Raw genomic sequence first — 25,017 nt, forward strand, 5'->3', positions numbered from 1 at the left:
AACTCGGCGCTTGTTACCTCGAGCCGATCCATGAAGGGAAGCTTATGGCGTGCTTGGCTTTTTTGTGTGCATGCGCTGGTCCAGCTTTAACTCGACCATCGGCAGCGGGGTGCCGGTGTCAGTGATCGGCACGCCGAGCGTCTCTTCCAGCACGGGCCGCATCCGCTGCCACGCCCGCGGGTGACGGGTGCGGTAGGCCGCCAGGGCGCGGTCGGCCTCGGCTTGGTCGAGGACGCGCGCGGTGGCGGCCCGGGGCGGATGGCTGCCGGCGTACACCCGGACCCGTGGATTGGCCCGAATGTTGCGGAACCACTGGGCTTTTCGGCCGAAGCCCGAGGCGACGACGTAGGCGTCGGGCGATGGGTGGTCGACGACCTCCAACGCAGCGTAGCGCGGCGCCCCGGACTTTCGGCCGACGTGTTCGAGCAGCAGGATGCGTGATCCGAACACCGCGCCCCCGCGAGCGCGGTAGATCCAGATCGGTGCCCGCATCAGCTGGCGCGACCGCAACAGCCGCGCGGCAATGCTGGCGGAAAGCGACGAGGCTCGGGCGGCCGACACGCCTCCCATCTTGCCCTCAGGGGCGCGGCGAGGGCGGCGGCGTCGGGAACGCCTCGCCCGGTGGCGGCGGCGGGAAGCCGTGCGGGGGTCCCGGCGGCCCGTGCAGCGGCGGGGGCGGCATCGGGGGTGCGGCCCACATCGGCGGCGGCCCGGGCGGCGGCGGGCCGGGCGGTCCGACGCTGATGATCCAGGCGAAGGCGATGGCCGCCACGGTGCCGACCGCGCCGAGCAGCGCGCCCGCCACGCCGGCGCCGATCACCACGCCGGTGGAGTGGCGTCGCTCGGGCGGTTGGTGCGCGGCCGGCGGCGGCGCGGGTGTTGTGGTGTTGATGTCGTCGTTCGTGGTCATGGTCGCGACGGTAGGAGCCGCAGCTGAAGTGGATCTGAAGGAACGGCTGTCCGCTGAGCCCCAGGCGCCACTTGCGTTTCCCGAGGAGAGAAGCGGTGTTGTGCCCGCCTCACAGCGACAACGCGTTTCCGCAGGTCAGACGTCCTAACGAGGTTGTCGCTGTGAGGCGGGCACTTGACACCCCCGCCTTCTTGGTGCCAAACGGGGCAGGATTGGTGCCAACGGGGCGGGATGCGACGCCGGCGCACCGGCGCCTTCAGGTTGGTTTCAGCACCGGCGCCGACAATGGTGGCCATGACGGATTGTCTCCGCGGGGCGGCCGGCCAATTCACCGTCGGCACCCCGCGGGTGCTGGTCGTCGAGGACTCCGAGACCATCCGCGAGATGGTCAGCGAGGCGCTCACCGAGGTCGGCTACCACACCGAGGCCCGCCGCGACGGCGAGCGACTCGAAGAGCTGCTCGACGGCATCCGGCCCGACCTGGTGGTGCTCGACGTGATGCTGCCCGGACGCGACGGGTTCGCGCTGATCGACGTGATCCGCGACTGGGGCGACATCGGCATCGTGCTGATCACCGCCCGCGACGGCCTGCCGGACCGGCTGCGCGGCCTGGACGGCGGCGCCGACGACTACGTCATCAAGCCCTTCGAGCTGGCCGAGCTGGTGTCGCGGGTGGGCGCGGTGCTGCGCCGGCGGGGACGGCTGCCGCAGGTGATCCAGGTCGGCGACGTCACGCTGGACCCCGGCGCCGGAGTCGCCGCGCGCGGCGGTCACCGGCTGGACCTGACCGCCACCGAGCTGCGCGTGCTGACATTTCTGGTGGAGCAGCGCGGCCGGATCGTCAGCGCCGGCCAGATCCTCAACGGGGTGTGGGGTTACGACGCCTACGACCCCAACCTGGTGCAGGTTCACGTCAGCGGGCTGCGGCGCAAGCTCGAGGCGCACGGCCCGCGGATCCTGCACACCGTCCGCGGCATCGGCTACCGCCTACAACCCGAGCGGTCATGACGCCGACGCCGTCGCTGCAACGCCGGGTGACGCTGGTGGTGCTGGCGCTGTTGACCGTGCTGCTGGTGGTGCTCGGCGTCACCATCGACGTCACGATGGGCGTGCTCGCCCGCCGCAACCTGCACGACAGGCTGCTCGCCGCGACGTCGCGGGCCGACGCGCTGAGCGCCGCGCACACCGCCCCCGACCTGCTCGCCGCCGAGCTCAACGGCGGCGGGATCCGCGCGCTCGTCGTCACCGCGGACGGCCAGGCCTACGGGGACCGCGTGATCAGCCCCGACCTGGCCGAGGGGCCGGTCGAACCGCCCCCGCCGTACCCGCCGCCGTTACCGCCGCCTTATCCGCCGCCGGCCTACCCGCCGCCGTACCCACCGCCTTATCCGCCCCCGCCCGGCCCGCTGCCGGATACGACCGCGGCGGCCGTCGTGCACCCGTTGTCCGGCGGCGCGCGGCTGATCCTGGTCGCCGACACCACGCAAACCACCCAGGTCACCCGGCAACTGCGCGGTCTGATGATAGCCGCCGGCATCGTGACCCTGCTGATCGCGGCGCTGCTGTTGATCGCGGTCAGCCGGGCGGCCCTGCGCCCGCTGGACCGGCTCACCGCGCTGGCCAACGCCATCACCACCGGGGACCGCGGCCGCCGGTTGCGCCCGCACCGCGCCGACACCGAATTAGGCCGCGCTGCAAGCGCTTTCGACACGATGCTGGACGCTCTGGAGATGTCGGAACGCCGGGCCCAACAGGCCGCCGAGGCCGCCCAGCGCGCCGAGACGGCGACCCGGCGCTTCCTCGTCGACGCCGCCCACGAGCTGCGCACCCCGATCGCCGGCATGCAGGTCGCCGCCGAGCAACTCGCGCACGGCGCCTCCGAACACCCCGACGACGGGCAATACCGTCGGGCCGGCCTGCTGCTCTCCGACGCGCGCCGCGCCGGGCGACTCGTCAACGACATGCTGGACCTGAGCCGCATCGACGCCGGGCTTCCGCTGGAACTGCACGACGTCGACGTTGCCGCCGTGCTGCGCGACGAAGCCGACCGGGCGGCCCTGCTGGCACCCCAGATCGGCGTGCGCCGCACGGGACTCACCGCGCTGAACGTCCGAGCCGACGCCACCCGGCTGTCGCAGATCGTGTCCAACCTGCTCGACAACGCCCGCCGCTACACCCCGGCCGGCGGCGCCATCGAGATCGACCTGCGCGCCGGCGACGGCGCCGCCGAGATCACCGTCACCGACACCGGCCCGGGCATCCCGGACGACGAGCGGGAGCACATTTTCGACCGGCTGGTGCGTCTGGATGCCGGCCGCGCCCGCGATCACGGCGGCGCCGGGCTGGGCCTGGCCATCGCCCGGGCGCTGGCCCGCGCGCACGGCGGCGACCTGGTGTGCCTGCCGCATCAGGGCGGCGCCCGGTTCCGGCTCACGTTGCCGCGGGCGACCACACAGTGAACGGTGGCCGCCTCGAATACTCGAGGCGGCCACCCGTCGACGCATCACCAGCCCGGCGGTGGCGGAGGCCCGCCCGGCCCGCCCGGCCCGCCCGGCGGCGGGCCCAGCGGTCCACCCGGCGGCGGGGGCGGTCCACCCGGTCCACCCGGTCCACCCGGCCCGCCCGGGCCGCCCGGCCCCGGTCCCCACGGCTGCCCCGGGCCCGGCGGCGGTGGCGGGGGATCCGCGCTCGCCACCGCGGCGCCGAAGCCCGCCGCGGCCACACCGAGCGCTCCCGCGATCAACGAACCAGCGATCGCTTGCCTCAGCCTCACTATGTCCCTCCATCCTCGATCGGTGCAGCGCGAAAACGGCGATCCCGCACCGCATTACCAGTCACCAGCAGACGGTAGGGCGCCAGCCTGAAGCCAAGCTGAAGACGAACGAATCAGCGCGGCGCCGACGCTGCCGTCACCATGGTCAGCCGCCATGTGTCCAGCCACGGCCGCACCAGCTCGGCGACCGAGAATTTGGCCCGGGCCGCGCACCCGGCCTTGCGGGTGTAGGGGTCACCGCCGCGGATGAGGATGCCGACGGCGCTGACGGTGCCGTCGTTCTCGTACCGGTACACCGGCCCGCCCGAATCGCCGCACTGGCCGCCGGCCAGGAATTTCACCTTGCTGCCGGTGATCTCGACGATCTGCCCGCAGGCGTCCGCGCCCGAGCCCATGCCGAACTTGCACAGCTGTTGTCCCACTTGCAGATTGGCGGCGACGCCGGACACCGGCACCGACGCCGCGATCGCCGGCGACTGCGGCACGTTGTCGCCGTCCAGGGTGATCAAACCGATGTCGTGCTGTTCGTCGTGCACGCCCTCGCTGATCGTCTGGCTGAACGTGCCCAGCGTCGCGTAGGGCAGCACGCCGCCCAGGTTCATCGTCACCTTGCTCGGCTCGCCGGAACGGTTGCAGTGGCCGGCGGTGAGAATGCCGGCCTGGCCGCTGCTGGTGTGCACCAAAAACCCTGCGGTGCAACCCATTCCACCGGATCCGTCAGTGTAGTCGACGTAGATCCCGGCGCCCGGGCCGATGGCGCTGGCCGCGGGCAGGTCGATCGGCGCCAGCACGGGCGGCGGGGTGGGCTGCTGCGCCGGCGTGGCCGCGCTCGGCAGCAGGCACACCGCGGCCACCAGCGCGGTGATGCTGCACACCGCCGCCAGGGTGAGCACGGTGGTGTGGGTGCGCGGGCGCGGCGGCAGCACATCGGTGGCGGGGAAAGCGCCCGTCGCCGGCTTGCGCCGCCGTTCTGCGCGGCCGGGCAGAAAACCCAACACGGCCAGCACCGCGAGCACCAGCGCGCCGAGCGGCAGCGCAACGGTACGAGCGGGTGAGTATGGCGTCCCCCAGCTGGCGAGCTCCAGCGCGTCCACGCTCACCATTAGATCGATCTTTGCCGCATCGCGCGGCGCTCTCAGCGAAGTCGCTCAGCGAAATTCGGTGTCAGCCGATGGTGGCCGGCTCGGGGGAGGGCTCGTCGTCGCGGTGCCGGTGTGCGCGGCGGTGGTGCCGGCGGAAGTGGCGGATCTCGATGATCAGCCCGGTCAGCCCGAGCGCGCTGGTGAGCGCCGACACCAGGTACAGCAGCGAGGAGGGGTGACCGGCCAGCGCGTCGCCGAGGATCACCACCGCGGCGGTGCCGGGCAGCAACCCGGCCAGGGTGGCCAGCCCATAGGGCAGCACCCGCACACTCGACGCACCCGCGGCGTAGTTCAGCGCCGAGAACGGGACCGCCGGGATCAGCCGCAGCGACACGATCGCCAGCCAGCCCCGCTGCCGCAGCCGCTCTTCCACGGTGTCCATCGACCGGTGCCGCACCAGCCGGGTCAACCGCCAGCCGGCCGCGCGCACCAGCAGCATCGCGATCATCGCGCTCGCGGTGCTGGCGGCCACCGCGATGGCCACCCCCAGCAGCGGGCCGAACAGCAGCCCGGCCGCCAGGGTGAACGCGGTGCGCGGCACGGGCACCACCGTCACCACGATGTGCGCGAGCAGAAACGCCAGCGGGAACCACGGCCCGACGGACTGCGCCCAGTCGCGCATCTGCACCGGCGAGGGCAGCGGGATCAGCGACGCCAGCACCACCAGCGCTGTGATGCCCGCCACTGTCCAGGCGATCCGCGACCGGGACACACCGCGCGCGGCCGCGCCGATCGCGCAGCCGAGATCGCGCAGTGTTTCGGCGATTTTGCTGGTGGCGGAACCCGTCACGCCTTCCAAGATTACGGGGCGCAGGTGAATCCAGCGTTTCCCGCGGCTGGCGTTTCCCTCCGAATCCGGACCGCGCGGGCCGGCCGGCGGTTTTCAGCGCGGAGCCCCGATCAATTAGCCTCGGTAGTCAAGTGGTATCCCCAAAGCTGTTGCCCAAATGCTGGGAAAAGGGAGCAATCGGTGTCCATTGATGTACCCGAACTCGCCGACCTGGAACAGGTTCGCGGGCGTTGGCGCAGTGCGGTTGCCGGAGTGCTGGCCAAAAGCACCCGGAAGGACCCCGAGCAGTTGGGGGACGCGCCGGAGCGGCTGTTGGAAACCCCGACGTACGACGGGATCGCGATCCGCGCGCTCTACACCGCGCTCGACGAGCTGCCCGAACCACCGCTGCCGGGCGAGTGGCCGTTCGTGCGCGGCGGCGACGCGCTGCGCGACGTCAGGTCCGGCTGGAAGGTCGCCGAGGCGTTCCCGGCCACCCCGGTGCCCGGCGTCGCGGCCAAGGACATCAACTCCGCGGTGCTCGACGCGCTGGGCAACGGCGCCGGCGCCGTGCTGCTGCGGATCGGCGAGTCGGGCGTGGCGCCCGACCAGGTGGCCGACAGCCTGCAGGGCGTCTACCTGAGCATGGCGCCGCTGATCCTGGAGGCCGGCGCCGACTACCCGGGGGCCAGCGACGCGGTGCTGGGCCTGGCCGACGAGATCGAACCCGACCAGCGCGCCACGGTGTCGATCGACCTGGCCGGCGACCCGCTGACCGCGGGGCTGAGCGGGCGCCCCGCCCCGGAGCTCAAGGACGTGGTCGCCGTCGCCAAGCGGGCCGCCGGTCACACCGGGGTCCGCGCGATCACCGTCGACGGGCCAGCCTTCCACAACCTGGGAGCCAACGCTTCATGGGAGCTGGGCGCCTCGATCGCGGCCGGGGTCAATTACCTGCGGGTGCTCACCGAATCGGGGTTGACGATCGCTGCGGCGTTGCGCCAGATCAGCTTCCGGTTCGCCGCCGACGACGACCAGTTCATGACCATCGCCAAGTTCCGCGCGGCGCGCACGGTGTGGGCGCGGGTGGCCGAGGTGGTCGGCGAGCCGGACGCCGGTGCGGCCGTGGTGCACGCCGAGACGTCGCTGCCGATGATGACTCAGCGGGATCCCTGGGTGAACATGCTGCGCTGCACGCTGGCCGCGTTCGGGGCGGGCGTCGGCGGCGCCGACTCGCTGCTGGTGTTCCCGTTCGATGTGGCCATCGACGGTGGATTCCCGGGCACCGCAACCAGTTTCGCCCGCCGCATCGCCCGCAACACCCAGCTGCTGCTGCTCGAGGAGTCGCACGTGGGCCGGGTCCTGGACCCGGCCGCGGGATCCTGGTTCGTGGAGGACCTCACCCAGCGGCTGGCCGAGCAGGCCTGGCAGCACTTCCAGGCCATCGAGGCGCGCGGGGGATTCGCCGAGGCCCGCGATTTCATCGCCGGCCAGATCGCCGAGATCGCCGCCCGCCGCCGCGACGACATCGCGCATCGGCGGACCGCGATCACCGGCGTCAACGAATTCCCCAACCTCGCCGAACCGGCGCTGCCGCACAGCGATTCGTCGTATTCGCCGCTCGCGGCGGGCAAGCTGATCCGGTACGCCACCGACTTCGAGGCCCTGCGCGACCGCTCCGACGCCTACCTGGCCCGCACCGGCTCGCGCCCGCAGGCGTTGTTACTGCCGCTGGGGCCGTTGGCCGAGAACAACATTCGCGCGACGTTCGCGTCGAACCTGCTGGCTTCCGGGGGCATCGAGGCGGTCAACCCGGGAACCGTCGACGCCGCCGGCGTCGCTAAGGCCGTCAAAGAAGCAGGATCGCCGGCGGTGGCGGTCATCTGCGGCACCGACAAGCGCTACCAGGACGAGGCGTCGGACGTCGTGCAGGCAGCGCGCGGCGCCGGCGTCTCCCGGGTCTATCTGGCCGGGCCGGAGAAAGCCGTGGCGGACGCCGAGCACCGGCCGGACCAATTCCTGACCGCGAAAATCAATGCGGTCGAAGCACTGTCGGATCTGCTCACAAGGCTGGGGGCGTAGTTACCATGACGACCACTGCACCTGCTGTCGGCAGCTTCGCCGACGTGCCACTGCGCAGCGAGCGGCCCGTCGCGCCGGCCACCGAGGCTGCCGTCGAGGAACACGTCGCGGCGATCGCGGCCGCGCACCTGTACACGCCCGACCAACTGCACTGGCACACACCGGAAGACATCGCCGTCAAACCGGTCTACATCGGCGCCGACCGGGCCGCCGTCGAGGCCGACGGGTACCCGCTGCACACCTTCCCCGGCGAGCCGCCGTTCGTGCGCGGCCCCTACCCGACGATGTACGTCAACCAGCCGTGGACCATTCGGCAGTACGCCGGGTTCTCCACCGCCGCGGAGTCCAACGCCTTCTACCGGCGCAACCTGGCGGCGGGGCAGAAGGGCCTGTCGGTGGCCTTCGACCTGGCCACCCACCGCGGCTACGACTCGGATCATCCGCGTGTGCAGGGCGATGTCGGAATGGCCGGTGTGGCAATCGATTCCATTCTCGACATGCGGCAGCTGTTCGACGGCATCGACCTGTCGACGGTGAGCGTGTCGATGACCATGAACGGCGCGGTGCTGCCCATCCTGGCGTTGTACGTGGTGGCCGCCGAGGAGCAGGGGGTGCCGCCGGAGAAGCTGGCCGGCACCATCCAGAACGACATCCTCAAAGAGTTCATGGTGCGCAACACCTACATCTATCCGCCCAAGCCGTCGATGCGGATCATCTCCGACATCTTCGCCTACACCAGCGCGAAGATGCCCAAGTTCAACTCGATCTCGATCTCCGGCTACCACATCCAAGAAGCCGGGGCCACAGCCGATTTGGAGCTGGCCTATACGCTGGCCGACGGGGTGGACTACATCAAGGCCGGCCTGGACGCCGAGCTGGACATCGACAAGTTCGCGCCGCGGCTGTCCTTCTTCTGGGGCATCGGGATGAACTTCTTCATGGAGGTCGCCAAGCTGCGCGCGGGCCGGCTGCTGTGGAGCGAGCTGGTCTCCCAGTTCAACCCGAAGAACCCCAAATCGCTGTCGCTGCGCACACATTCGCAGACCTCGGGCTGGTCGCTGACCGCGCAGGACGCGTTCAACAACGTCGCCCGCACCTGCATCGAGGCGATGGCCGCCACCCAGGGGCACACCCAGTCGCTGCACACCAACGCGCTCGACGAGGCGCTGGCGCTGCCCACCGACTTCTCGGCCCGCATCGCCCGCAACACCCAGCTGGTGTTGCAGCAGGAGTCGGGCACCACTCGGCCCATCGACCCGTGGGGCGGCTCCTACTACGTGGAATGGCTGACCCACCACCTGGCCCGCAAGGCCCGCGCGCACATCGCCGAGGTGGCCGAGCACGGCGGCATGGCCCAGGCCATCAGCGACGGCATCCCCAAGCTGCGCATCGAGGAGGCGGCCGCGCGCACCCAGGCCCGCATCGACTCGGGCATCCAGCCGGTGATCGGGGTGAACAAGTACCAGGTCGAGGAGGACCAGGAGGTCGAGGTCCTCAAGGTGGAGAACAGCCGGGTGCGCGCCGAGCAGCTGGCCAAGCTCAAGGAACTGCGGGACAGCCGCGACCAGTCGGCCGTCGACGCCGCGCTGGCCGAGCTGTCCCGCGCGGCGGCGGCACAGGGCCGCGCCGGTGAGGACGGGCTGGGTAATAATCTGCTGGCGCCGGCGATCAACGCCGCCCGGGCCAAGGCCACGGTCGGGGAGATCTCCGACGCGCTGGAAAAGGTATACGGGCGCCATCAGGCGGAGATCCGCACCATCGCCGGCGTCTACCGTGACGAAGCCGGAAAGGCCACCAACATCGCCACCGCTACGGAACTGGTCGAGAAGTTCGCCGAGGCCGACGGCCGCCGGCCCCGGATCCTGGTGGCCAAGATGGGCCAGGACGGCCACGACCGCGGCCAGAAGGTGATCGCGACGGCCTTCGCCGACATCGGCTTCGACGTCGACGTCGGCTCGCTGTTCTCCACCCCCGAGGAGGTGGCCCGCCAGGCCGCCGACAACGACGTGCACGTGGTCGGAGTGTCCTCGCTGGCCGCCGGCCACCTGACCCTGGTGCCGGCGCTGCGCGACGCGCTCAAAGAGGTGGGGCGGCCCGACATCATGATCGTGGTCGGCGGGGTCATCCCGCCCGGCGACTTCGACGAGCTGTACGCCGCCGGGGCCGCCGCCATCTTCCCGCCCGGGACGGTAATCGCCGACGCCGCAATCGGTTTGCTGCACAAGCTGGCCGAGCGGCTCGGGTACGACCTCGGCTGATGGCCGCGATTCCTGCCGCTCTCGTAACGCTACGGCGAAGAATGGCACGGATTTTCGCCATGGCGTTACAGGCGGCGGTCCCATGAGCGGGCGGACGGTGACCGAGCTGGCCGAGGCGATCCGCAGCGGCGACCGCGCGGCGCTGCCGCGGGCCATCACGCTGTTGGAGTCCACCCGCGCCGACCATCAGGAGCAGGCCCAGCAGCTGTTGTTGGAGCTGACGCCGGATGCCGGCGACGCGCATCGAGTCGGCATCACCGGCATCCCCGGGGTGGGCAAGTCCACCAGCATCGAGGCGCTCGGCATGCACCTGATCGGGCTCGGCCACAAGGTGGCGGTGCTGGCCGTCGACCCGTCGTCGACCCGCACCGGTGGCTCCATCCTGGGCGACAAGACCCGGATGGCCCGGCTGGCCAATCATCCGGACGCCTACATCCGGCCATCGCCGACGTCGGGCACGCTGGGCGGCGTGGCCAAGGCCACCCGCGAAACGGTGGTCCTGCTCGAGGCCGCCGGTTTCGACGTGATCCTGATCGAGACCGTCGGCGTCGGTCAGTCCGAGGTGACGGTGGCCAACATGGTCGACACGTTCGTGCTGCTGACCCTGGCCCGCGGCGGCGATCAGCTGCAGGGCATCAAGAAGGGCGTGCTGGAGCTGGCCGACATCGTCGTGGTGAACAAGGCCGACGGCGAGCACCTGGCCGAGGCGCGGTCCGCCGCGCGTGAACTGTCCGGCGCGATCAGGCTGATCCACCCCCGCGAAACCCTTTGGCGCCCACCGGTTCTCACGATGAGCGCGGCGCAGGGCACCGGTCTGCCGGAACTGTGGGAGACCATCGAGCGGCACCGTCAGGTGCTCAGCAAGGCCGGCGAGTTCGAGGCGCGGCGCCGGTCGCAATTGGTGGACTGGACCTGGCAGATGGTGCGCGACACGGTGCTGGACCGGCTGCTGTCCAACCCGGCGGTCCGCACCATGCGCGCCGACGTCGAGCGACGGGTCAAGGCGGGGGAGCTCACCCCGGCGCTGGCTGCCCAGGAAATCCTGGCGGCCGCGTCGCGCTAACGGATAGGTAAATAATCCGGATTTCGCTCCTGCCGGGTGTGTAATCCAAGTAGATTCGGAAGTGTGACGGTGGATGCCCGAGTCGATCGCCGCGCGGTCCGTGTCCACGATGACCTTGACGCAGGTCACCGTGTGTCCGGCGCGGCGGACTCACACTTCGGTTGCGTCGTTCGCAGTTTCGCCAGCATGTTCCCGGCCCGCCGGTTTGGCGGTGGGGCGCTGGCCGTCTATGTCGACGGCCAGCCCGTGGTGGACGTCTGGACGGGGTGGGCCGACCGGGCCGGTCAGCGGCCGTGGTCGGAGAACACCGCGCCGATGGTGTTCTCGGCCACCAAGGGAATGGCCGCCACGGTCATCCACCGGCTGGTCGATCGCGGGCTGATCGACTACGAGGCCCCGGTCGCCGAGTACTGGCCCGCGTTCGCGGCCAACGGCAAGGCCAACATGACGGTGCGCCAGGTGATGCGCCACCAGGCCGGCCTGTCCGGGCTGCGCGGCGCCACCAAGGAGGAGCTGCTCGATCACCTCGTGATGGAGGAGCGGCTGGCCGCGGCGGCGCCCGGACGGCTGCTGGGCAAATCGGCCTACCACGCGCTGACGTTCGGCTGGCTGATGTCGGGCCTGGGCCGGGCCGTCACCGGTAAGGGGATGCGCACGCTGATCCGGGAGGAGCTCGCCGAGCCGCTGGGCACCGACGGCCTGTACCTGGGCCGCCCGCCGGCGGGGGCACCGACGCGGGTCGCCGAGATCGTCGCGCCGCAGAACCTGGTGGGCAGCTCGATCGTCAACTACGTGTCCCGCAAGGTCGCCAACCAGCTTTCCGGCGGATTCCGGGCCATGTACTTCCCGGGCATGATCGCCGCCGTGCAGGGCGACACCCCGCTGCTGGACGCCGAGATCCCGGCGGCCAACGGGGTGGCGACGGCCCGTGGTCTGGCGCGGATGTACGGCGCCATCGCCAACGGCGGCGAGGTCGACGGCATCCGGTTCCTCTCCCGCGACCTGGTGGCGGGTCTGACGGGTGAGCGGAGTCTGCGGCCGGACCGAAACCTGTACGTGCCGTTGGCTTTTCATCTGGGCTATCACAGTGTGCCGATCGGCGGTGTGATGCCCGGGTTCGGCCACGTGGGCATGGGCGGTTCGCTCGGGTGGGCCGACCCGGCCTCCGGGGTGGCCTTCTCGCTGGTGCACAACCGGCTGCTGACGCCCCTGGTGATGACGGACCATGCGGCGTTCGTCGGGATCTACGCGTTGATCCGCCGGGCGGCCGAGCAGGTGCGCAAGCACGGGTTCCGGCCGGTCACCGAATTCGGCGCGCCGTTTCGCGAGCCGGGAGCCGTCGCCGGCTGAGGCGCCGTCACGGGAATGGCCGGTATTGAACACGGCGCTTAAATCGGCAATCCCTTTCGCAGGAACGCCGCTGCGCAGTAGTTCGCACGCAATGTACTCTGTGCGGGTGTTTGCTCCGACCATTCCCGCGCATTCCCGCGGTGTCGCCGGAGAATACCGGGCCGGTCAAACTCGGTGCGGCCAGCCGAGGGTGCGGGAATCGCGCCGGTGAGCGCCGACCCGAACGTTTCCGATCCCACTACCATCGCTGCGCGGGGGCCTGCCCGGCGACGGGTCCCGGGCCCGACACTCGCCCAGGTTTTCGACACCCGGATCAACGCGCTGAACGTGTGGCGATTGGTGCTGGCCTCCGGCGTCATCCTGCAACACTCCTGGCCGCTGACCGGCCGGAAGGTGCACCCACCGTATGACCAACTGTTCACCCAGGTCTGGGTGGACGGGTTCTTCGCGATCTCGGGATTCCTCATCGCGGCGAGCTGGGTGCGCAATCCGCGGCTGCGCGAGTATGTCGCGGCGCGGGCGCTGCGCATTCTGCCCGGGTTGTGGGTCTGCCTGGTAGTGATCGCGTTCGTCATCGCCCCGATCGGGGTGGCGATCCAAGGAGGCTCGGCCGCGAAGCTGCTGATGTCGCGCGCGCCCATCGAGTACGTGCTCCACAACGCGGTCCTGCACGTCTTTTTCGCCGGCATCGACGGAACGCCGCGCCACGTGCCGTTCCCGGGCGTGTGGGACGGCGTGCTGTGGACCCTGATCTTCGAAATCTTCTGCTACATCGCCATTGCCGTCGCCGGGGTGGCCGGACTGCTCAAGCGCCGGTGGCCGGCGGTGGTGGTATTCATCCTTCTGGTGGTCTTCTCGGCACTGGTGGCCTACCCGGTCGAGGTGCAGACCGTCTTCCAGATGATCGGGCGGTTCGCCCTGGTGTTCGCGGCGGGAACACTGCTGCATCAGTTCCAGGACAAGATCCCCGCCCGCTGGTCACTGGTGGCGCTCAGCGCGGTGATCGTGCTGGCGGCCGGCCTGCTGATGCCCAATTACCGGGTGCTGGCCGCGATTCCGCTGGCCTACGCCGTCGTCGTCTCCGGAGCGCTGATCCACCACGAGCGGTTGAGGTTGCGCACCGACCTGTCCTACGGCGTCTACATCTACGCGTGGCCCATGCAGCAGCTGCTGGCCATCTGCGGGCTCAGCTTCTTGCCTCCCGTCGTGTTCGCCGTCGTCGCCGTCGTCGTCACCCTTCCGCTGGCCGCACTGAGCTGGTTTCTGGTGGAAAAGCGCGCCCTGTCGCTCAAATCTCGCATCAAGCGCCGAGCGCGCGGGTGGGGCGCCGTCGTCTCCAGTGGCTCACGCATTTCCACACCAGGCTCATAGGAAAGTCATAGCCGCGGCTTTTGCGCAATAGCAAAACCCTCACTGTCACCTTTAGCCAGAGAGCTTGGAAAAGCCCGGATTGACGCTTTCCGATCCGCCCATTGCGCGTTGCCGGATACCGGTAATTCAACACCGCGCGAGAACTCGCAATGTCATGGATAATGGCCGGGAACCCGGGGGCCGTCAGATGCGCAACTGAAAGGGTGTGGGTCCCCGATGAGAGCTGCCCGGACGAGTCAACCCGCCGACGGCCCCGACCTCCCGCGGCACCCCACCCGCCTCCCGGGCGACGTTCGTCCCGTCGCGTTGTTCGTGCTGGGCATGGCGCGGTCGGGGACCTCGGCACTGACCCGCGTGCTGTCGCTGTGCGGCAGCACGCTTCCGGCCGGGATGTGCGGCGCCGACGGCAACAATCCGCGCGGCTATTGGGAACCGCGCACGGCCATCATGCTCAACGAAACGATCCTGCGCCGCCACGACAGCAACTGGTACGACCCGACGCTGCGGCTGCAGCAGGAGGCCGCCTTCGGCGCCGCCGAGCGCGCCGCCTGCATCGCGGAGATCACGGCGTATCTGTCCACGCTGCCGGCGGCGCCGCTGGTGGTGATCAAGGAACCGCGGATCACGGCGCTGTCCGACCTGTGGTTCGAGGCGGCGCGCCGAGTCGGGTTCGACGTGGCGGCAGTGATCGCCGTGCGCCACCCGCAGGAGGTGATCGCGTCGGCGGCCAAATACGTGTCGACCTCGCCGGAGCTCTCGAGTGCACTGTGGCTCAAATACAACCTGCTGGCCGAGCGGCACACCCGCGGGGTGCCGCGGGTGTTCGTGGACTACGCGAACCTGCTCGACGACTGGCACCGGGAGATGAAGCGGATCGCCGGCGCGCTGGAGATCGAGCTGGACACCGCAGAAGAGGGCGCCATCGAGGAGTTCCTCACCGCGGATTTGCGACGCCAGCGACACTGCGGGCCGGTGACGGACCTGTTCGGCGCGGACTGGATGTCGGCGGTCTATGCGGCGCTGCGCGGCGCCGCGCACGACGACCCGCTGGACACGGCCACGCTGGATCGGGTTTTCGAGTCGTACCGGGCGAGTGAGCGCGACTTTCGCACCGCCTTCACGGATTTTCAGGCCCGGACCAACAGCGTCGTTCGCCGGGTGTTCCGGCCGTTCCTGGTGAAGTGGATTCTCGAGGTTGCCGCGGTGCTGCACCGGCGCAGGGGAGCCTGGGCCTAACGCGCCAAGGCCCGGCCGCCGAGATCGTTTGTTACGGTAACGACGCCGCGGTGAGCGCCTTTGCACCATTCCATGCAATGAGACCGACCAAAGGTTAAGTAAGCAAAACGGATTCGTGAAAATGCTGTCCCGCCTCATCCGCTGCGGCTATAGTCTTTAGCGGGCGCAATGATCCGATCATTCTCAGCCAGGGGGGCAGAGTTGCCGGTCACAAGTCAAGCCTGACTCGGTCCGAGAGGCACGAACGAAATCGTCGCCTCTTTTGCCAAAGCTGTTGATACGGCTGAGTTTTAGTTCCCTGACGTCGTAGTCTGCGCGACGGTGTCGATTCCGGCTGGATTGCCGAGTGCCGGCTGGCCCGCGGCCTGGCCGAATCGGAAAACCGTGGATGGCAACCGAACTCCGAAAGTCGCTCAGACGCAGGACAAGTGAAAGGTTTGGAGTTGCGATGAGATTGGCCCGGACGATCAAGCCCGCCGAAACCGCCGCCAATTCCTCCGGTCCGCTCGCTGATCTCGCCGGCCCTCCGAACCGCCCGGTTGCCCTGTTCGTGTTGGGGCCGCAACGGTCCGGAACGTCGGCGCTCACCCGGGTGCTGTCGCTGTGCGGCGGGACCCTGCCCACCGCGCTGCTGGGCGCCGACGCCAACAACCCGCTCGGCTATTGGGAGCCGCGAGCGGCCATCTCGCTCAACGAGGCGATCCTGCGTCGCCTCGGGACCAACTGGTACGACCCGTCGTTTCGTTTTCTGGATGAGCAGGCAGCCGACGAGTCGGCGAACACGGCCTGTATCAACAAAATCGCGGCCTATCTGTCCACGCTGCCGGCCGCGCCGCTGGTGGTGATCAAGGAACCGCGCATCACCACGCTGTCCGACCTGTGGTTCCAGGCGGCGCGGCGGGCCGGGTTCGATGTCGCGGCGGTGATCGCGGTTCGTCATCCGCAGGAAGTCATCTGCTCGATCGCGAAGTCCTGGCGAGTCTCGCCGGCACTCGCCAGCGCCCTGTGGCTGAAGTGCAACATCCTGGCCGAACGAAACACGCGGGGCATGCCGCGCGTGTTCGTCGACTACGCAAACCTTCTCGACGACTGGCGCCGGGAGACGAAGCGGATCTCCGCCGAGCTGCCGGTCGAGCTGCACACCCAGGACGAGGACGCCATCGAGAAGTTCCTCACCCCCGGCCTGCATCGGCAGCGGCACAGCGGGTCGGTGACAAATCGTTTCGGCGCCGACTGGATTTCCACGGTCTATGCGGCGCTGCGCGACGCCGCGCACGACGAGCCCGTCGACACCGCAACGCTGGACCGCGTTTTCGATTCCTACCGGGCCAGCGAGCGTGATTTCCGCAAGGCGCACGAGGACTTTCACGGCTTGTCCAACAGCATGCTCTTCCGGGTTTTCCGGCCGGCCGTCGCACGGCCGGTGATGGAAATCTTCGCGATGCTCCACCGGAACCGCGGCACCTGGGCCTAGGCGGCGGTTGGCGGAATCGTCTGATGCGGGGAAAGGTCCCCGATATGATCGACCGGACCGCGATACCAGACGCCGGTCGCTGAATTTTCTCGCTACGCCCGAAAGGCAGGCCTCGATTCGTGTCAGCGTCCGTGCTCATCACCGGCGGGGCAGGGTTCATCGGGTCGGCGCTGTCACGTCGTCTCGTCGAGGCCGGATACGACGTCGCCCTGATGGACGTGCTGCATCCGCAGGTGCACGGCGGCGACCGGCCCGTCGAGTTGGCGCCCTCGGTGCGGTTGTTCACCGGGGACGTCACCCACGCGCCCGACTTCGACGCGGTGCTGCGGTTGTTCCGGCCCACCCAGATCGTCCACCTGGCGGCCGAGACGGGCACCGCGCAGTCGCTGTCCGAGGCCACCCGGCACGGCTCGGTGAACGTCGTGGGAACCACTCAGCTGCTGGACGCGCTGAGCCGCTCAGGCCTGGTTCCCGAGCAGCTGGTGCTGGCGTCCTCCCGCGCGGTCTACGGCGAGGGCGCGTGGCAGTCGGGCGCGGAGGTCTTCTATCCGCAACCCCGCAGCCATGCCCAGCTGGTCGCTGGCCGCTGGGACCCGCAAGGACCCGCGGGTGAGCAGGCGGTGCCGCTGCCGAGCCGAGCCGACCGCACCGAGCCCCGGCCCACCAACGTCTACGCGGCGACCAAGCTCGCCCAGGAGCACCTGCTGGCCGCCTGGACCGCCGCGCACGACACCAACCTCAGCGTGCTGCGCCTGCAGAACGTCTACGGCCCCGGCCAGTCGCTGACCAATTCCTACACCGGCATCGTCGCGTTGTTCGCCCGGCTGGCCCGGCAGGGGCAGGCGCTGGAGGTCTACGAAGACGGCCGGATCGTCCGCGATTTCGTCTACATCGACGACGTCGTCGACGCGCTGTTCGCGGCGGTGCAGCGACCGGCCAGCCCGCAGCGCCGGCTGGACGTCGGGTCCGGCCGGGCCACCACCATCCAGGAGCTGGCCAACACGATCGCCGCCATGTGCGAGGCGCCCGAACCAGTGGTCGTCGGAAAATTCCGGGACGGCGACGTGCGAGCGGCGAGTTGCGACATCGAGCCGGCAACCAGCCAGCTCGGCTGGCACCCCAAGTGGACACTCGAGGACGGTCTGCGCGCCCTGCTCGAATGGATCGGCAACCGGCCGTAAGCCGCCGGCGGCTCGGCCGGAAATCCGGCGACTGAGCACAAATCGGGCGATTCCCCGAAATTTTCGCAACCTTCAAATACCGGCAAAAAGACGCATTCGCCCACCGGTAACGCCGCGCGTAAAGCCTCGTGAACAGCGCGGATCCGTCCGAGCCCGTTGTCTTTGAGAACTCGGGCCTATTGATATGGCCCGCAACCGAGTAATTTACTGAATCGTTCGGCGAGGTTTCATACACGGGCTACGACGCGGCAAGAGGTGAAGCGGTGGGCATTGTCGACCGACGGACAATGGTTCCAACGAAGCTTCACCGGGCGCCGGATCGCACCCGCATTCACTGGCTATGGAAAGCGGTGCTGCTCGGCGGCGCGCTCCTGCTGGCCGCCGCCTGTTACTTCTGGCCGGTCCTGGCCGTCGGGATCGGCGCAATCCTGTTGCTGCTGCTCTGCGCGCGCATTCCCGGCAGGGATCGGGACCGCTACATTCCCAATTTGTATGCCCGGGACACCAGAATCTATGACGACCAATATCGCGAATTCATCCGTCGGACCCTCGCGGAATTACGGCGCCGCAGAATTGGCGGCCACACCCTGTTATGGGAAGCATCGCAATTGCCGCAGCCCGGCGCGGAGAATTCCGAGGAGCTTCTGTTAGATCTGGGCGTCTGGATCGGCTGGTCGACCAGGCTGATATTCGATACGTGCCATCGCACGGTGTACGGGTTCGACACCTTTTCCGGACTGGTCGAAGATTGGCGACTCGAGGACCGGATCGTCAAGCGTGGGGCCTTTTCCCTCTCGGAACCGTTCGCGCAGCGCTTCATCCGGGATACCGGCGTGACGATCAACGACGACGGCGTCCCGGCCGCGCTCGGGCGCGACGTGAGATTCATCAAGGGCAGCACCTATGACACGTTGGCGCCGTTCCTGGCGGACCGGCCGGCGGCCCCCATCAGGCTCTTCCACATGGACCTGGACACCTACGAAAGCTGCCTGCACGCGCTGGAGACCTGCAAGGATCACTTCGTCGTCGGATCCATCCTCGTGTTCGACGAATATCTCGTCACCAACGGTGAAATGCGGGCCTTCTACGACTTCCAGAAGCGTTACGAATTGGAATGGCAATACCGGGCCTGGGGCCTCGAGATGATCGAAATGAACGTCGAGATGGTCACCTCACGATGGAAGCGCTGGCTGTATTCCATTGCCGCGATCCCCGGGTATTTGCTCCTCGGGGACGGCCGCTTCCTTTGGGCGTGCTTCCGTGAGCCGTTCTGGAGATTCTGGTTGAACGCCCCCGCCGAGGACATCTTCTTCATACTCGGCGCGGCCGGGTCACGAAAATCGGTGAGCATCGAGATCACCGGCTTGGGCAAACTCGCCGTGCCGCACTAATGGTGCATGCGCGCGTGGCAGGTGTCCGCCCGGCGCCCGGACGGCGAACGGTCGGGGACAGCGGCCCAGGTTACGCGGATTTCCAGCATATGATGGTTGCTACTGCCCGGTAGGGCACGGATGGGGGCAGCCCCGGTGGCTGCGGGGGCAGGTCAAGGAGGCCGGTCAGGCGAGCTTGTAGCGCGAATGCGGAAAACGCATCGACGGCTTCGGCGATCCCGAGGCCATCACCGACACTTCATCTGAACCAGGGGGCAGCCTTGACCGTGACTGATCGTGACATGCGATCTCCATTCCTCGATACCCGTTCCGCCTACCTCGACCTGCTGCGGCGCAACCTCACCCGGTATGGCAGCGACGAGTTGGTGCCGGTGGGCTGGAACTATCTGGGCCGTCCGCTTTTCAGCACCCGCAAACTGATGCTGGTGCGCAAGCGCCCGTTCAATGCGCACGCCCGCGACCTCGGCCTGGATTGGCCGGCCGACGCCTTGACGATGATCGGCATGCAGCGGCTGACCAGTTTGCAGCACTGCGTCGAAACCATCCTCAAAGACGACATTCCCGGCGATCTGGTCGAGTGCGGAGTGTGGCGCGGTGGGGCGTCGATTCTGATGCGTGCCGTGCTGTCGGCCTACGGCGACGAGAAGCGCTGCGTGTGGCTGTGCGATTCGTTCGAGGGCGTGCCGCCGCCGGACACCGCGCATTACCAGGCGGACAAGGGCATCAAGCTGCATCGCGCCGCCGGGATACTGGCCGTACCCGAGGCGCAGGTCCGGGCGAATTTCGAGCGCTACGGTCTGCTCGACGACCGGGTCCGCTTCGTTCCCGGGTGGTTCAAGGACACCCTGCAGGATGCGCCGATCGAACGGATCGCCGTGCTGCGCCTCGACGGCGACCTGTATGAATCGACGATCCAGGCCCTGGACGCGCTCTACCCGCGGCTCTCGGCGGGCGGCATCTGCATCATCGACGACTACCACGCCATCGACGCCTGCCGGCAGGCGGTGACCGACTACCGTTCCGAACACGGCGTGACCGCGCCGATCGAGGAGATCGACGGCACCGGCGTGCTGTGGCGCAAGTCCTGAGGGCAACCTTTATCGGGGCCGCGTCGGCGCAGAACCGTAAACCGGTGCTGTGCGGATTCGTCGATACCTAGAGTGGTCGGTGCATCACCGTCGAGGACGCAACCGAAGGGCTTGGATTCGCGATGAAATGTGTGCTGGCCAGCTACGGGACGCGCGGGGACATCGAGCCATCCGTGGTGGTCGCCCGCGAACTGCAGCGCCGGGGCCACGACATGATCATGGCCGTGCCGCCCGACTCGGTGAGCTTCACCGAGGCGGCCGGGTTGACGGCCGTCCCCTACGGGCTGGACTCGCAGGCCTGGCTCGACGTGTACCGCAACTTCTGGACGTCGTTCTTCCGGGGGTTCTGGAAGATGGGGGAGATGCGCGGCATGTGGCGCGAGATGTGGGATCTCAGCGACCAGTGCTGGGCGCAGATGAACACCACGCTGCTGTCGCTGGCCGACGGAGCCGACCTGCTGTTCGCCGGGCAGAGCTACCAGGAGCCCGCCGCCAACGTCGCCGAGTATTACGACCTTCCGCTGGCCACCCTGCACCACGTGCCGATGCGGCCCAACGGCCAGGTCGTTTCGGTGCTGCCGGCGCCGCTGGCCCGCTCGGCGATGACGGCGTTCGACTGGTTCTGCTGGCGGCTGAACAAGAAGGTCGAGGACGCCCAGCGCCGCGAGCTGGGCCTGCCCAAAGCGACCGGACCGTCGCCGCGGCGGATCGCCGAGCGCGGCTCGCTGGAAATCCAGGCCTACGACGAGGTCTGCTTCCCCGGCCTGGCCGAGGAATGGGCGAAATGGGATGGCCAACGGCCCTTCGTCGGCACGCTGACGATGGAGTTGACCACCGAGGCCGACGACGAGGTGATGTCCTGGATCCGCGGCGGAACGCCGCCGATCTGCTTCGGGTTCGGCAGCATGCCCGTCGAATCGCCGGCCGACACGGTCGACATGATCGGCACGGCCTGCGCCCAGCTGGGCGAGCGCGCGCTGCTGTGCGCCGGCCGCAGTGACTTCAGCGGCGTCCCGGCGCCCGATCACGTCAAGGTGGTGGGCCCGGTGAACTACGCCACCATTTTCCCGGCCTGCCGCGCGGTCGTGCACCACGGCGGCTCGGGCACCACGGCCGCGAGCCTGCGCGCCGGCGTGCCCACCTTGATCCTGTCCATGGACGCCAACCAGACCATCTGGGGCGCACAGCTCAAACGGCTGAAAGTCGGTGCCACACGGCGTTTTTCGGCAACCGACCGCGACTCGCTGGTGCAGGATCTGCGCAAGATCCTGGCCCCGGATTACGCTCGGCGCGCCCGCGAGATCGCCGCCCGGATGACCAAGCCCGCCGACAGCGTCATGAAGGCCGCCGATGTCGTGGAGGACTTCGTCCAATCCCGCAGCCGCACCGGTCGCAGCTAACCTGGCGCATGGCCGCTGCGCTGGGCAAACGGCCAGGATTGCTACCCCGCAGGTGCCCGCACACCCGCCGGTTGACTTCCCGTTTTCCAAGACACCCGATCGATCGTCTGGCACACTGACGTAGGATCAGGCGACGACGCTTGGGTACAGCCACACCGCCCAAGGGTCGTCTTGTTTCTACGGTCGGGGGGAAGGCCGATGAGGTTGGCTCTGTCGCACTCGGCTACTCCGATGCGCCGTGATCTTCCCGCTGGGTGGGGTGTTTCCAAATCCGTTGCGAAACAACTACAACCAATGACTTCGACCGGGCCCCGGGGCCGATGGCGGGCCGCAGATCACCGAGAGGAAACGCCGCCGCCAAAGTTGCCCATGCTGTCGGAGATTGATTAAGGTAATAATCGCGATGAAATTTGCTGTGGCAAGTTATGGGACGCGTGGCGATATCGAGCCTTGCCTCGCCATTGGTCGTGAACTGATGCGCAGAGGGCATTCGGTACGTATGGCCGTCCCGCCCAATCTGGTCGATTTAGCCGAAGCCGCCGGGCTGTCGGCGATCGCGTATGGGCCGGATATGCACGACTTTTGGAGCGACGAGTTCATCCGGGACTTCTTCAAAAACTTCCTGCGCGGCCCGGTCACATTGATCCGCGAAGCCTGGGAACCGGTATTGAAGAACTGGCAGGAAATGAGCTCGGCGTTGATGTCGGTGGGCGCCGGAGCTGATTTGCTGTTCACCGGCCAGCTTTACCAGGACCTGGCCATCAACGTCGCCGACTATTACGGCATCCCGATGGCCACGCTGCACTACATTCCGATGCGCCCCAACGGTCAGCTGCTGCCGCGGGTGCCGGGACCGTTGGTCCGCACCGGGATGGCGGTCTACGACTGGATGTGCTGGCGGATGAACAAGAAGGCCGAGGACAGGCAGCGCCGCGAACTCGGCCTACCGACCGCCACGGTGGCCTCACCGCGCCGGATCGCCGAGCGTGGGTCGCTGGAAATCCAGGCCTACGACGAGGTTTGCTTTCCCGGGTTGGCCGAGGAATGGGCGAAATGGGGCGGTCAGCGGCCGTTCGTGGGCTCGCTGACCATGGAGCTGCCCACCGACTTCGATGACGAGGTGTTGTCCTGGATCGGCCAGGGAACGCCGCCGATCTGCTTCGGCTTCGGCAGCATGCCGGTGGCCGAATCGCCTGCCGAGACGATCGAAATCATCGGCACGGCATGCGCCGAATTGGGGGAGCGGGCGTTGATCTGCTCGGGCTGGAGTGACTTCAGCAATGTCCCGCACGCCGACCACGTCAAGGTGGTCGGCGTGGTCAACTACACCAAGATCTTCCCGGCCTGCCGCGCGGTCGTGCACCACGGCGGCTCGGGGACCACCGCCGCCGGCCTGCGGGCGGGAATTCCCAGCCTGATCCTGTGGACTGCGGGGGATCAGCCGCTGTGGGGGTCACGCATCAAGCAGCTGAAGGTGGGCACCTCGCGGCGGTTCTCGGCCACCACGCCCGAAACGTTGGTGGCCGACCTGCGGAAGATCTTGGCGCCCGAATACCTCACCCGCGCGCGCGAACTGTCCTCGCGGATGAGCAAGCCCGCCGAGAGCGCGGGCCGGGCGGTCGACCTGCTGGAGGAATTCGCTCGCTCGGGCCGCTGCATTCCGCGGGCCGAAGCGCAGCGAAGTCGCTGAGAACCGTTGACCGATACCGTGCGAAACGCATTGACGGCGTCGATGGACGTCTAGGCTCTACCGGTAATACAGGCAAGCGGAGTAAGGGGCAAGTTTTGGCCGTGACCGATCACGACACGCGGTTTGCATACCTCGACCTGCTCCGGCGTGATCTGACCAGGTATGGCAGCGACGAGTTGGTGCCGGTGGGGTTGTACCGCCTGGGGCGCCCGCTGTTCAGCACCCGCAACTTGATGTTGGTGCGCAAGCGTCCGTTCAACAAACGAGCTCGTGATCTAGGCCTGGATTGGCCGGCGGACGCGCTGACCATGATCGGCATGAAGCGGCTGACCAGCTTGCAGCACTGCGTGGAAACGGTTCTGGAAGAAGACGTTCCGGGCGATCTGGTCGAGTGCGGCGTGTGGCGTGGCGGGGCGTCGATCTTGATGCGTGCCGTGCTGGCGGCTTACGGCGACGAGAAGCGCTGCGTGTGGCTGTGCGATTCCTTTGCCGGAGTGCCGCCGCCGGACACCGTCAACTACAAGGCGGACAAGGGGATTAGGCTGCACCGTCACGCGCGCATCCTGGGTGTGCCGCTGGAGAACGTCAAGGCGAATTTCGAGCGCTACGGGCTGCTCGACGACCAGGTGCGTTTCGTGCCCGGCTGGTTCAAGGACACGCTGAAAGACGCCCCGATCGATCGCATCTCGGTGTTACGGCTCGACGGCGATCTCTACGAATCCACCATCCAGGCGCTCGACGCGCTGTACCCCCGACTGTCCCCCGGCGGCTTCTGCATCGTCGACGACTACCACGCCATCAAGGCGTGCGCGCAGGCCGTGACGGACTACCGCACCCAGCACGGTGTCACCGCGGAGATCGTAGAGATCGACGGCACCGGTGTGCTGTGGCGCAAGCCCTGAGAGATCGCTGAAACCCTCGGTGTTCGAAACGATTTGCCCTCCGGTCGGGGATGGGCGCAAGAGCGTCACGTCGAACCCTTCGCGTATTTTGCGGACCGGGTGCACGCCGATGTTATGGTTGCCGCCGTGGCTACAGGGCTGACCCCCGGCACGCGCCTGCGGATGTGGTGGGTGCGCACCGAATACTGGCTGGCGCGCACACTGCTGCCGGACGTCTACGCCAACGATGCGCTGATCACCTTCAACAACTTTCATGCATTCCTGGACGATCCCGAATTCCAGCGCGCCTACCGGCGCGGCGCCCGCTCGCTGGGCAAGGAGGATTGGTACCAGTGGCCGTGGCGGGTGCACGTGGGGCTGTGGGCGGCGGCCAGCGCCAGCCTGCTCGACGGCGACTTCGTCGAGTGCGGCGTCAGTTACGGCTTCTTGAGCAGCGCCATCATGGAGTACCTGGACTGGGACCGGCTGGGCAAGACGTTCTACCTGCTGGACACCTTCGCCGGCATCGACCCGCGGTTCGTCACCGACAACGAACGCGCGGCCGGGGCGCTGGAGATCAGCAAGGGGCATCTGCGCAACGGCATGTATGCCAACGGAGTCGACGGTGTCCGCGCCAATTTCGCGGAATGGAAAAACCACCGCATCATCGTGGGCGCGGTCCCCGAGACCCTCGATCAGGTCGATGCGCCCTCGGTGGCCTACCTACACATCGACATGAACTGTGCTCCGCCCGAAGTCGCCGCGCTGCGCTTCTTCTGGCCGCGCCTCACTCCCGGCGCCTTCGTGCTGCTCGACGACTATGCGAACCGGGGACGCGACGAACAGCGCCGCGCCATGGACGAGGTCGCCGCCGAATTCGGTGTGAAGATCTGCACATTGCCCACCGGGCAGGGCCTGCTCATCAAGCCGGCCCGCTGAACGACGCGCCGGATACACCAAA

At 68.4% G+C, this 25,017-nt stretch carries 19 protein-coding genes and 1 pseudogene; 16 read left to right on the forward strand and 4 right to left on the reverse strand.

The features are described 5' to 3' along the window. Positions 1–42: 42 nt before the first annotated feature. Complete coding sequence (locus MAA44156_RS05820) at positions 43–570, reverse strand: nitroreductase family deazaflavin-dependent oxidoreductase (RefSeq protein ID WP_011725380.1); 528 nt, start codon at positions 568–570, stop codon at positions 43–45. Between the two features lie 7 nt (positions 571–577). Continuing rightward, positions 578–910, reverse strand: a complete 333-nt coding sequence (locus tag MAA44156_RS05825; RefSeq protein WP_121035594.1) for a hypothetical protein — start codon at positions 908–910, stop codon at positions 578–580. A gap of 285 nt (positions 911–1,195) precedes the next feature. Between MAA44156_RS05825 and MAA44156_RS05830 the strand changes: the two genes are divergently transcribed. Both MAA44156_RS05830 and MAA44156_RS05835 read left to right on the forward strand, forming a co-directional pair. Beyond that, on the forward strand, positions 1,196–1,918 hold the full coding sequence (locus MAA44156_RS05830; RefSeq protein ID WP_009977526.1) for a response regulator transcription factor: 723 nt from the start codon (positions 1,196–1,198) through the stop codon (positions 1,916–1,918). Further along, positions 1,915–3,369: a HAMP domain-containing sensor histidine kinase gene (locus MAA44156_RS05835; protein WP_121035596.1), complete on the forward strand. Its 1,455-nt coding sequence runs from the start codon at positions 1,915–1,917 to the stop codon at positions 3,367–3,369. The genes MAA44156_RS05830 and MAA44156_RS05835 overlap by 4 nt, the downstream gene beginning before the upstream one ends. 427 nt (positions 3,370–3,796) lie before the next feature. Here the strand turns inward: MAA44156_RS05835 and MAA44156_RS05845 are convergent, their stop codons facing one another. Together MAA44156_RS05845 and MAA44156_RS05850 are read right to left on the reverse strand one after the other, a co-directional pair. After that, positions 3,797–4,786, reverse strand: a complete 990-nt coding sequence (locus MAA44156_RS05845) for a trypsin-like serine protease (RefSeq protein WP_009977522.1) — start codon at positions 4,784–4,786, stop codon at positions 3,797–3,799. A gap of 61 nt (positions 4,787–4,847) precedes the next feature. After that, positions 4,848–5,615 (reverse strand): TVP38/TMEM64 family protein, encoded by a 768-nt coding sequence (locus tag MAA44156_RS05850; protein WP_009977520.1) that lies wholly within the window; start codon positions 5,613–5,615, stop codon positions 4,848–4,850. Between the two features lie 180 nt (positions 5,616–5,795). Here MAA44156_RS05850 and mutA point away from each other — a divergent pair, with 180 nt between their 5' ends. The 14 genes and pseudogenes from mutA to MAA44156_RS05920 all read left to right on the forward strand — a co-directional run bounded on the left by mutA (position 5,796) and on the right by MAA44156_RS05920 (position 24,995). After that, entirely contained in the window at positions 5,796–7,673 is a 1,878-nt protein-coding gene (mutA, locus tag MAA44156_RS05855; protein ID WP_009977519.1) for a methylmalonyl-CoA mutase small subunit, read from the forward strand. Between the two features lie 5 nt (positions 7,674–7,678). Beyond that, positions 7,679–9,931: a methylmalonyl-CoA mutase gene (scpA, locus tag MAA44156_RS05860; RefSeq protein ID WP_009977518.1), complete on the forward strand. Its 2,253-nt coding sequence runs from the start codon at positions 7,679–7,681 to the stop codon at positions 9,929–9,931. A gap of 82 nt (positions 9,932–10,013) precedes the next feature. Further along, positions 10,014–11,005 (forward strand): annotated as a pseudogene (gene meaB, locus MAA44156_RS05865) (methylmalonyl Co-A mutase-associated GTPase MeaB). Between the two features lie 52 nt (positions 11,006–11,057). After that, on the forward strand, positions 11,058–12,344 hold the full coding sequence (gene lipL, locus MAA44156_RS05870; protein WP_009977515.1) for an esterase/beta-lactamase LipL: 1,287 nt from the start codon (positions 11,058–11,060) through the stop codon (positions 12,342–12,344). A 174-nt stretch (positions 12,345–12,518) separates the two neighbouring features. Further along, entirely contained in the window at positions 12,519–13,715 is a 1,197-nt protein-coding gene (locus MAA44156_RS05875) for an acyltransferase family protein (RefSeq protein WP_009977514.1), read from the forward strand. 321 nt (positions 13,716–14,036) lie between these two features. After that, the gene (locus MAA44156_RS05880; protein WP_031347731.1) at positions 14,037–14,951 is read left to right on the forward strand and encodes a sulfotransferase family protein; all 915 of its coding nucleotides are present in this window, start codon (positions 14,037–14,039) and stop codon (positions 14,949–14,951) included. 448 nt (positions 14,952–15,399) lie between these two features. After that, positions 15,400–16,425 (forward strand): sulfotransferase family protein, encoded by a 1,026-nt coding sequence (locus tag MAA44156_RS05885; protein ID WP_011725373.1) that lies wholly within the window; start codon positions 15,400–15,402, stop codon positions 16,423–16,425. Between the two features lie 131 nt (positions 16,426–16,556). After that, entirely contained in the window at positions 16,557–17,606 is a 1,050-nt protein-coding gene (locus MAA44156_RS05890; protein ID WP_009977510.1) for an NAD-dependent epimerase/dehydratase family protein, read from the forward strand. A gap of 263 nt (positions 17,607–17,869) precedes the next feature. Continuing rightward, on the forward strand, positions 17,870–18,997 hold the full coding sequence (locus tag MAA44156_RS05895; protein ID WP_011725372.1) for a class I SAM-dependent methyltransferase: 1,128 nt from the start codon (positions 17,870–17,872) through the stop codon (positions 18,995–18,997). Positions 18,998–19,278: 281 nt separating this feature from the next. After that, a complete protein-coding gene (locus MAA44156_RS05900; protein WP_009977507.1) occupies positions 19,279–20,085 on the forward strand; it encodes a TylF/MycF/NovP-related O-methyltransferase in 807 nt (268 codons plus the stop codon). A 122-nt stretch (positions 20,086–20,207) separates the two neighbouring features. Continuing rightward, entirely contained in the window at positions 20,208–21,485 is a 1,278-nt protein-coding gene (locus tag MAA44156_RS05905; RefSeq protein ID WP_009977506.1) for a glycosyltransferase, read from the forward strand. 403 nt (positions 21,486–21,888) lie between these two features. After that, positions 21,889–23,175: a glycosyltransferase gene (locus tag MAA44156_RS05910; RefSeq protein WP_080555749.1), complete on the forward strand. Its 1,287-nt coding sequence runs from the start codon at positions 21,889–21,891 to the stop codon at positions 23,173–23,175. A 95-nt stretch (positions 23,176–23,270) separates the two neighbouring features. Continuing rightward, positions 23,271–24,077: a TylF/MycF/NovP-related O-methyltransferase gene (locus tag MAA44156_RS05915; RefSeq protein ID WP_009977502.1), complete on the forward strand. Its 807-nt coding sequence runs from the start codon at positions 23,271–23,273 to the stop codon at positions 24,075–24,077. A gap of 114 nt (positions 24,078–24,191) precedes the next feature. Further along, entirely contained in the window at positions 24,192–24,995 is an 804-nt protein-coding gene (locus MAA44156_RS05920) for a class I SAM-dependent methyltransferase (RefSeq protein WP_023862303.1), read from the forward strand. Positions 24,996–25,017 lie beyond the last annotated feature (22 nt).

The organism is Mycobacterium avium subsp. avium (assembly GCF_009741445.1).
GTDB lineage: Bacteria > Actinomycetota > Actinomycetes > Mycobacteriales > Mycobacteriaceae > Mycobacterium > Mycobacterium avium.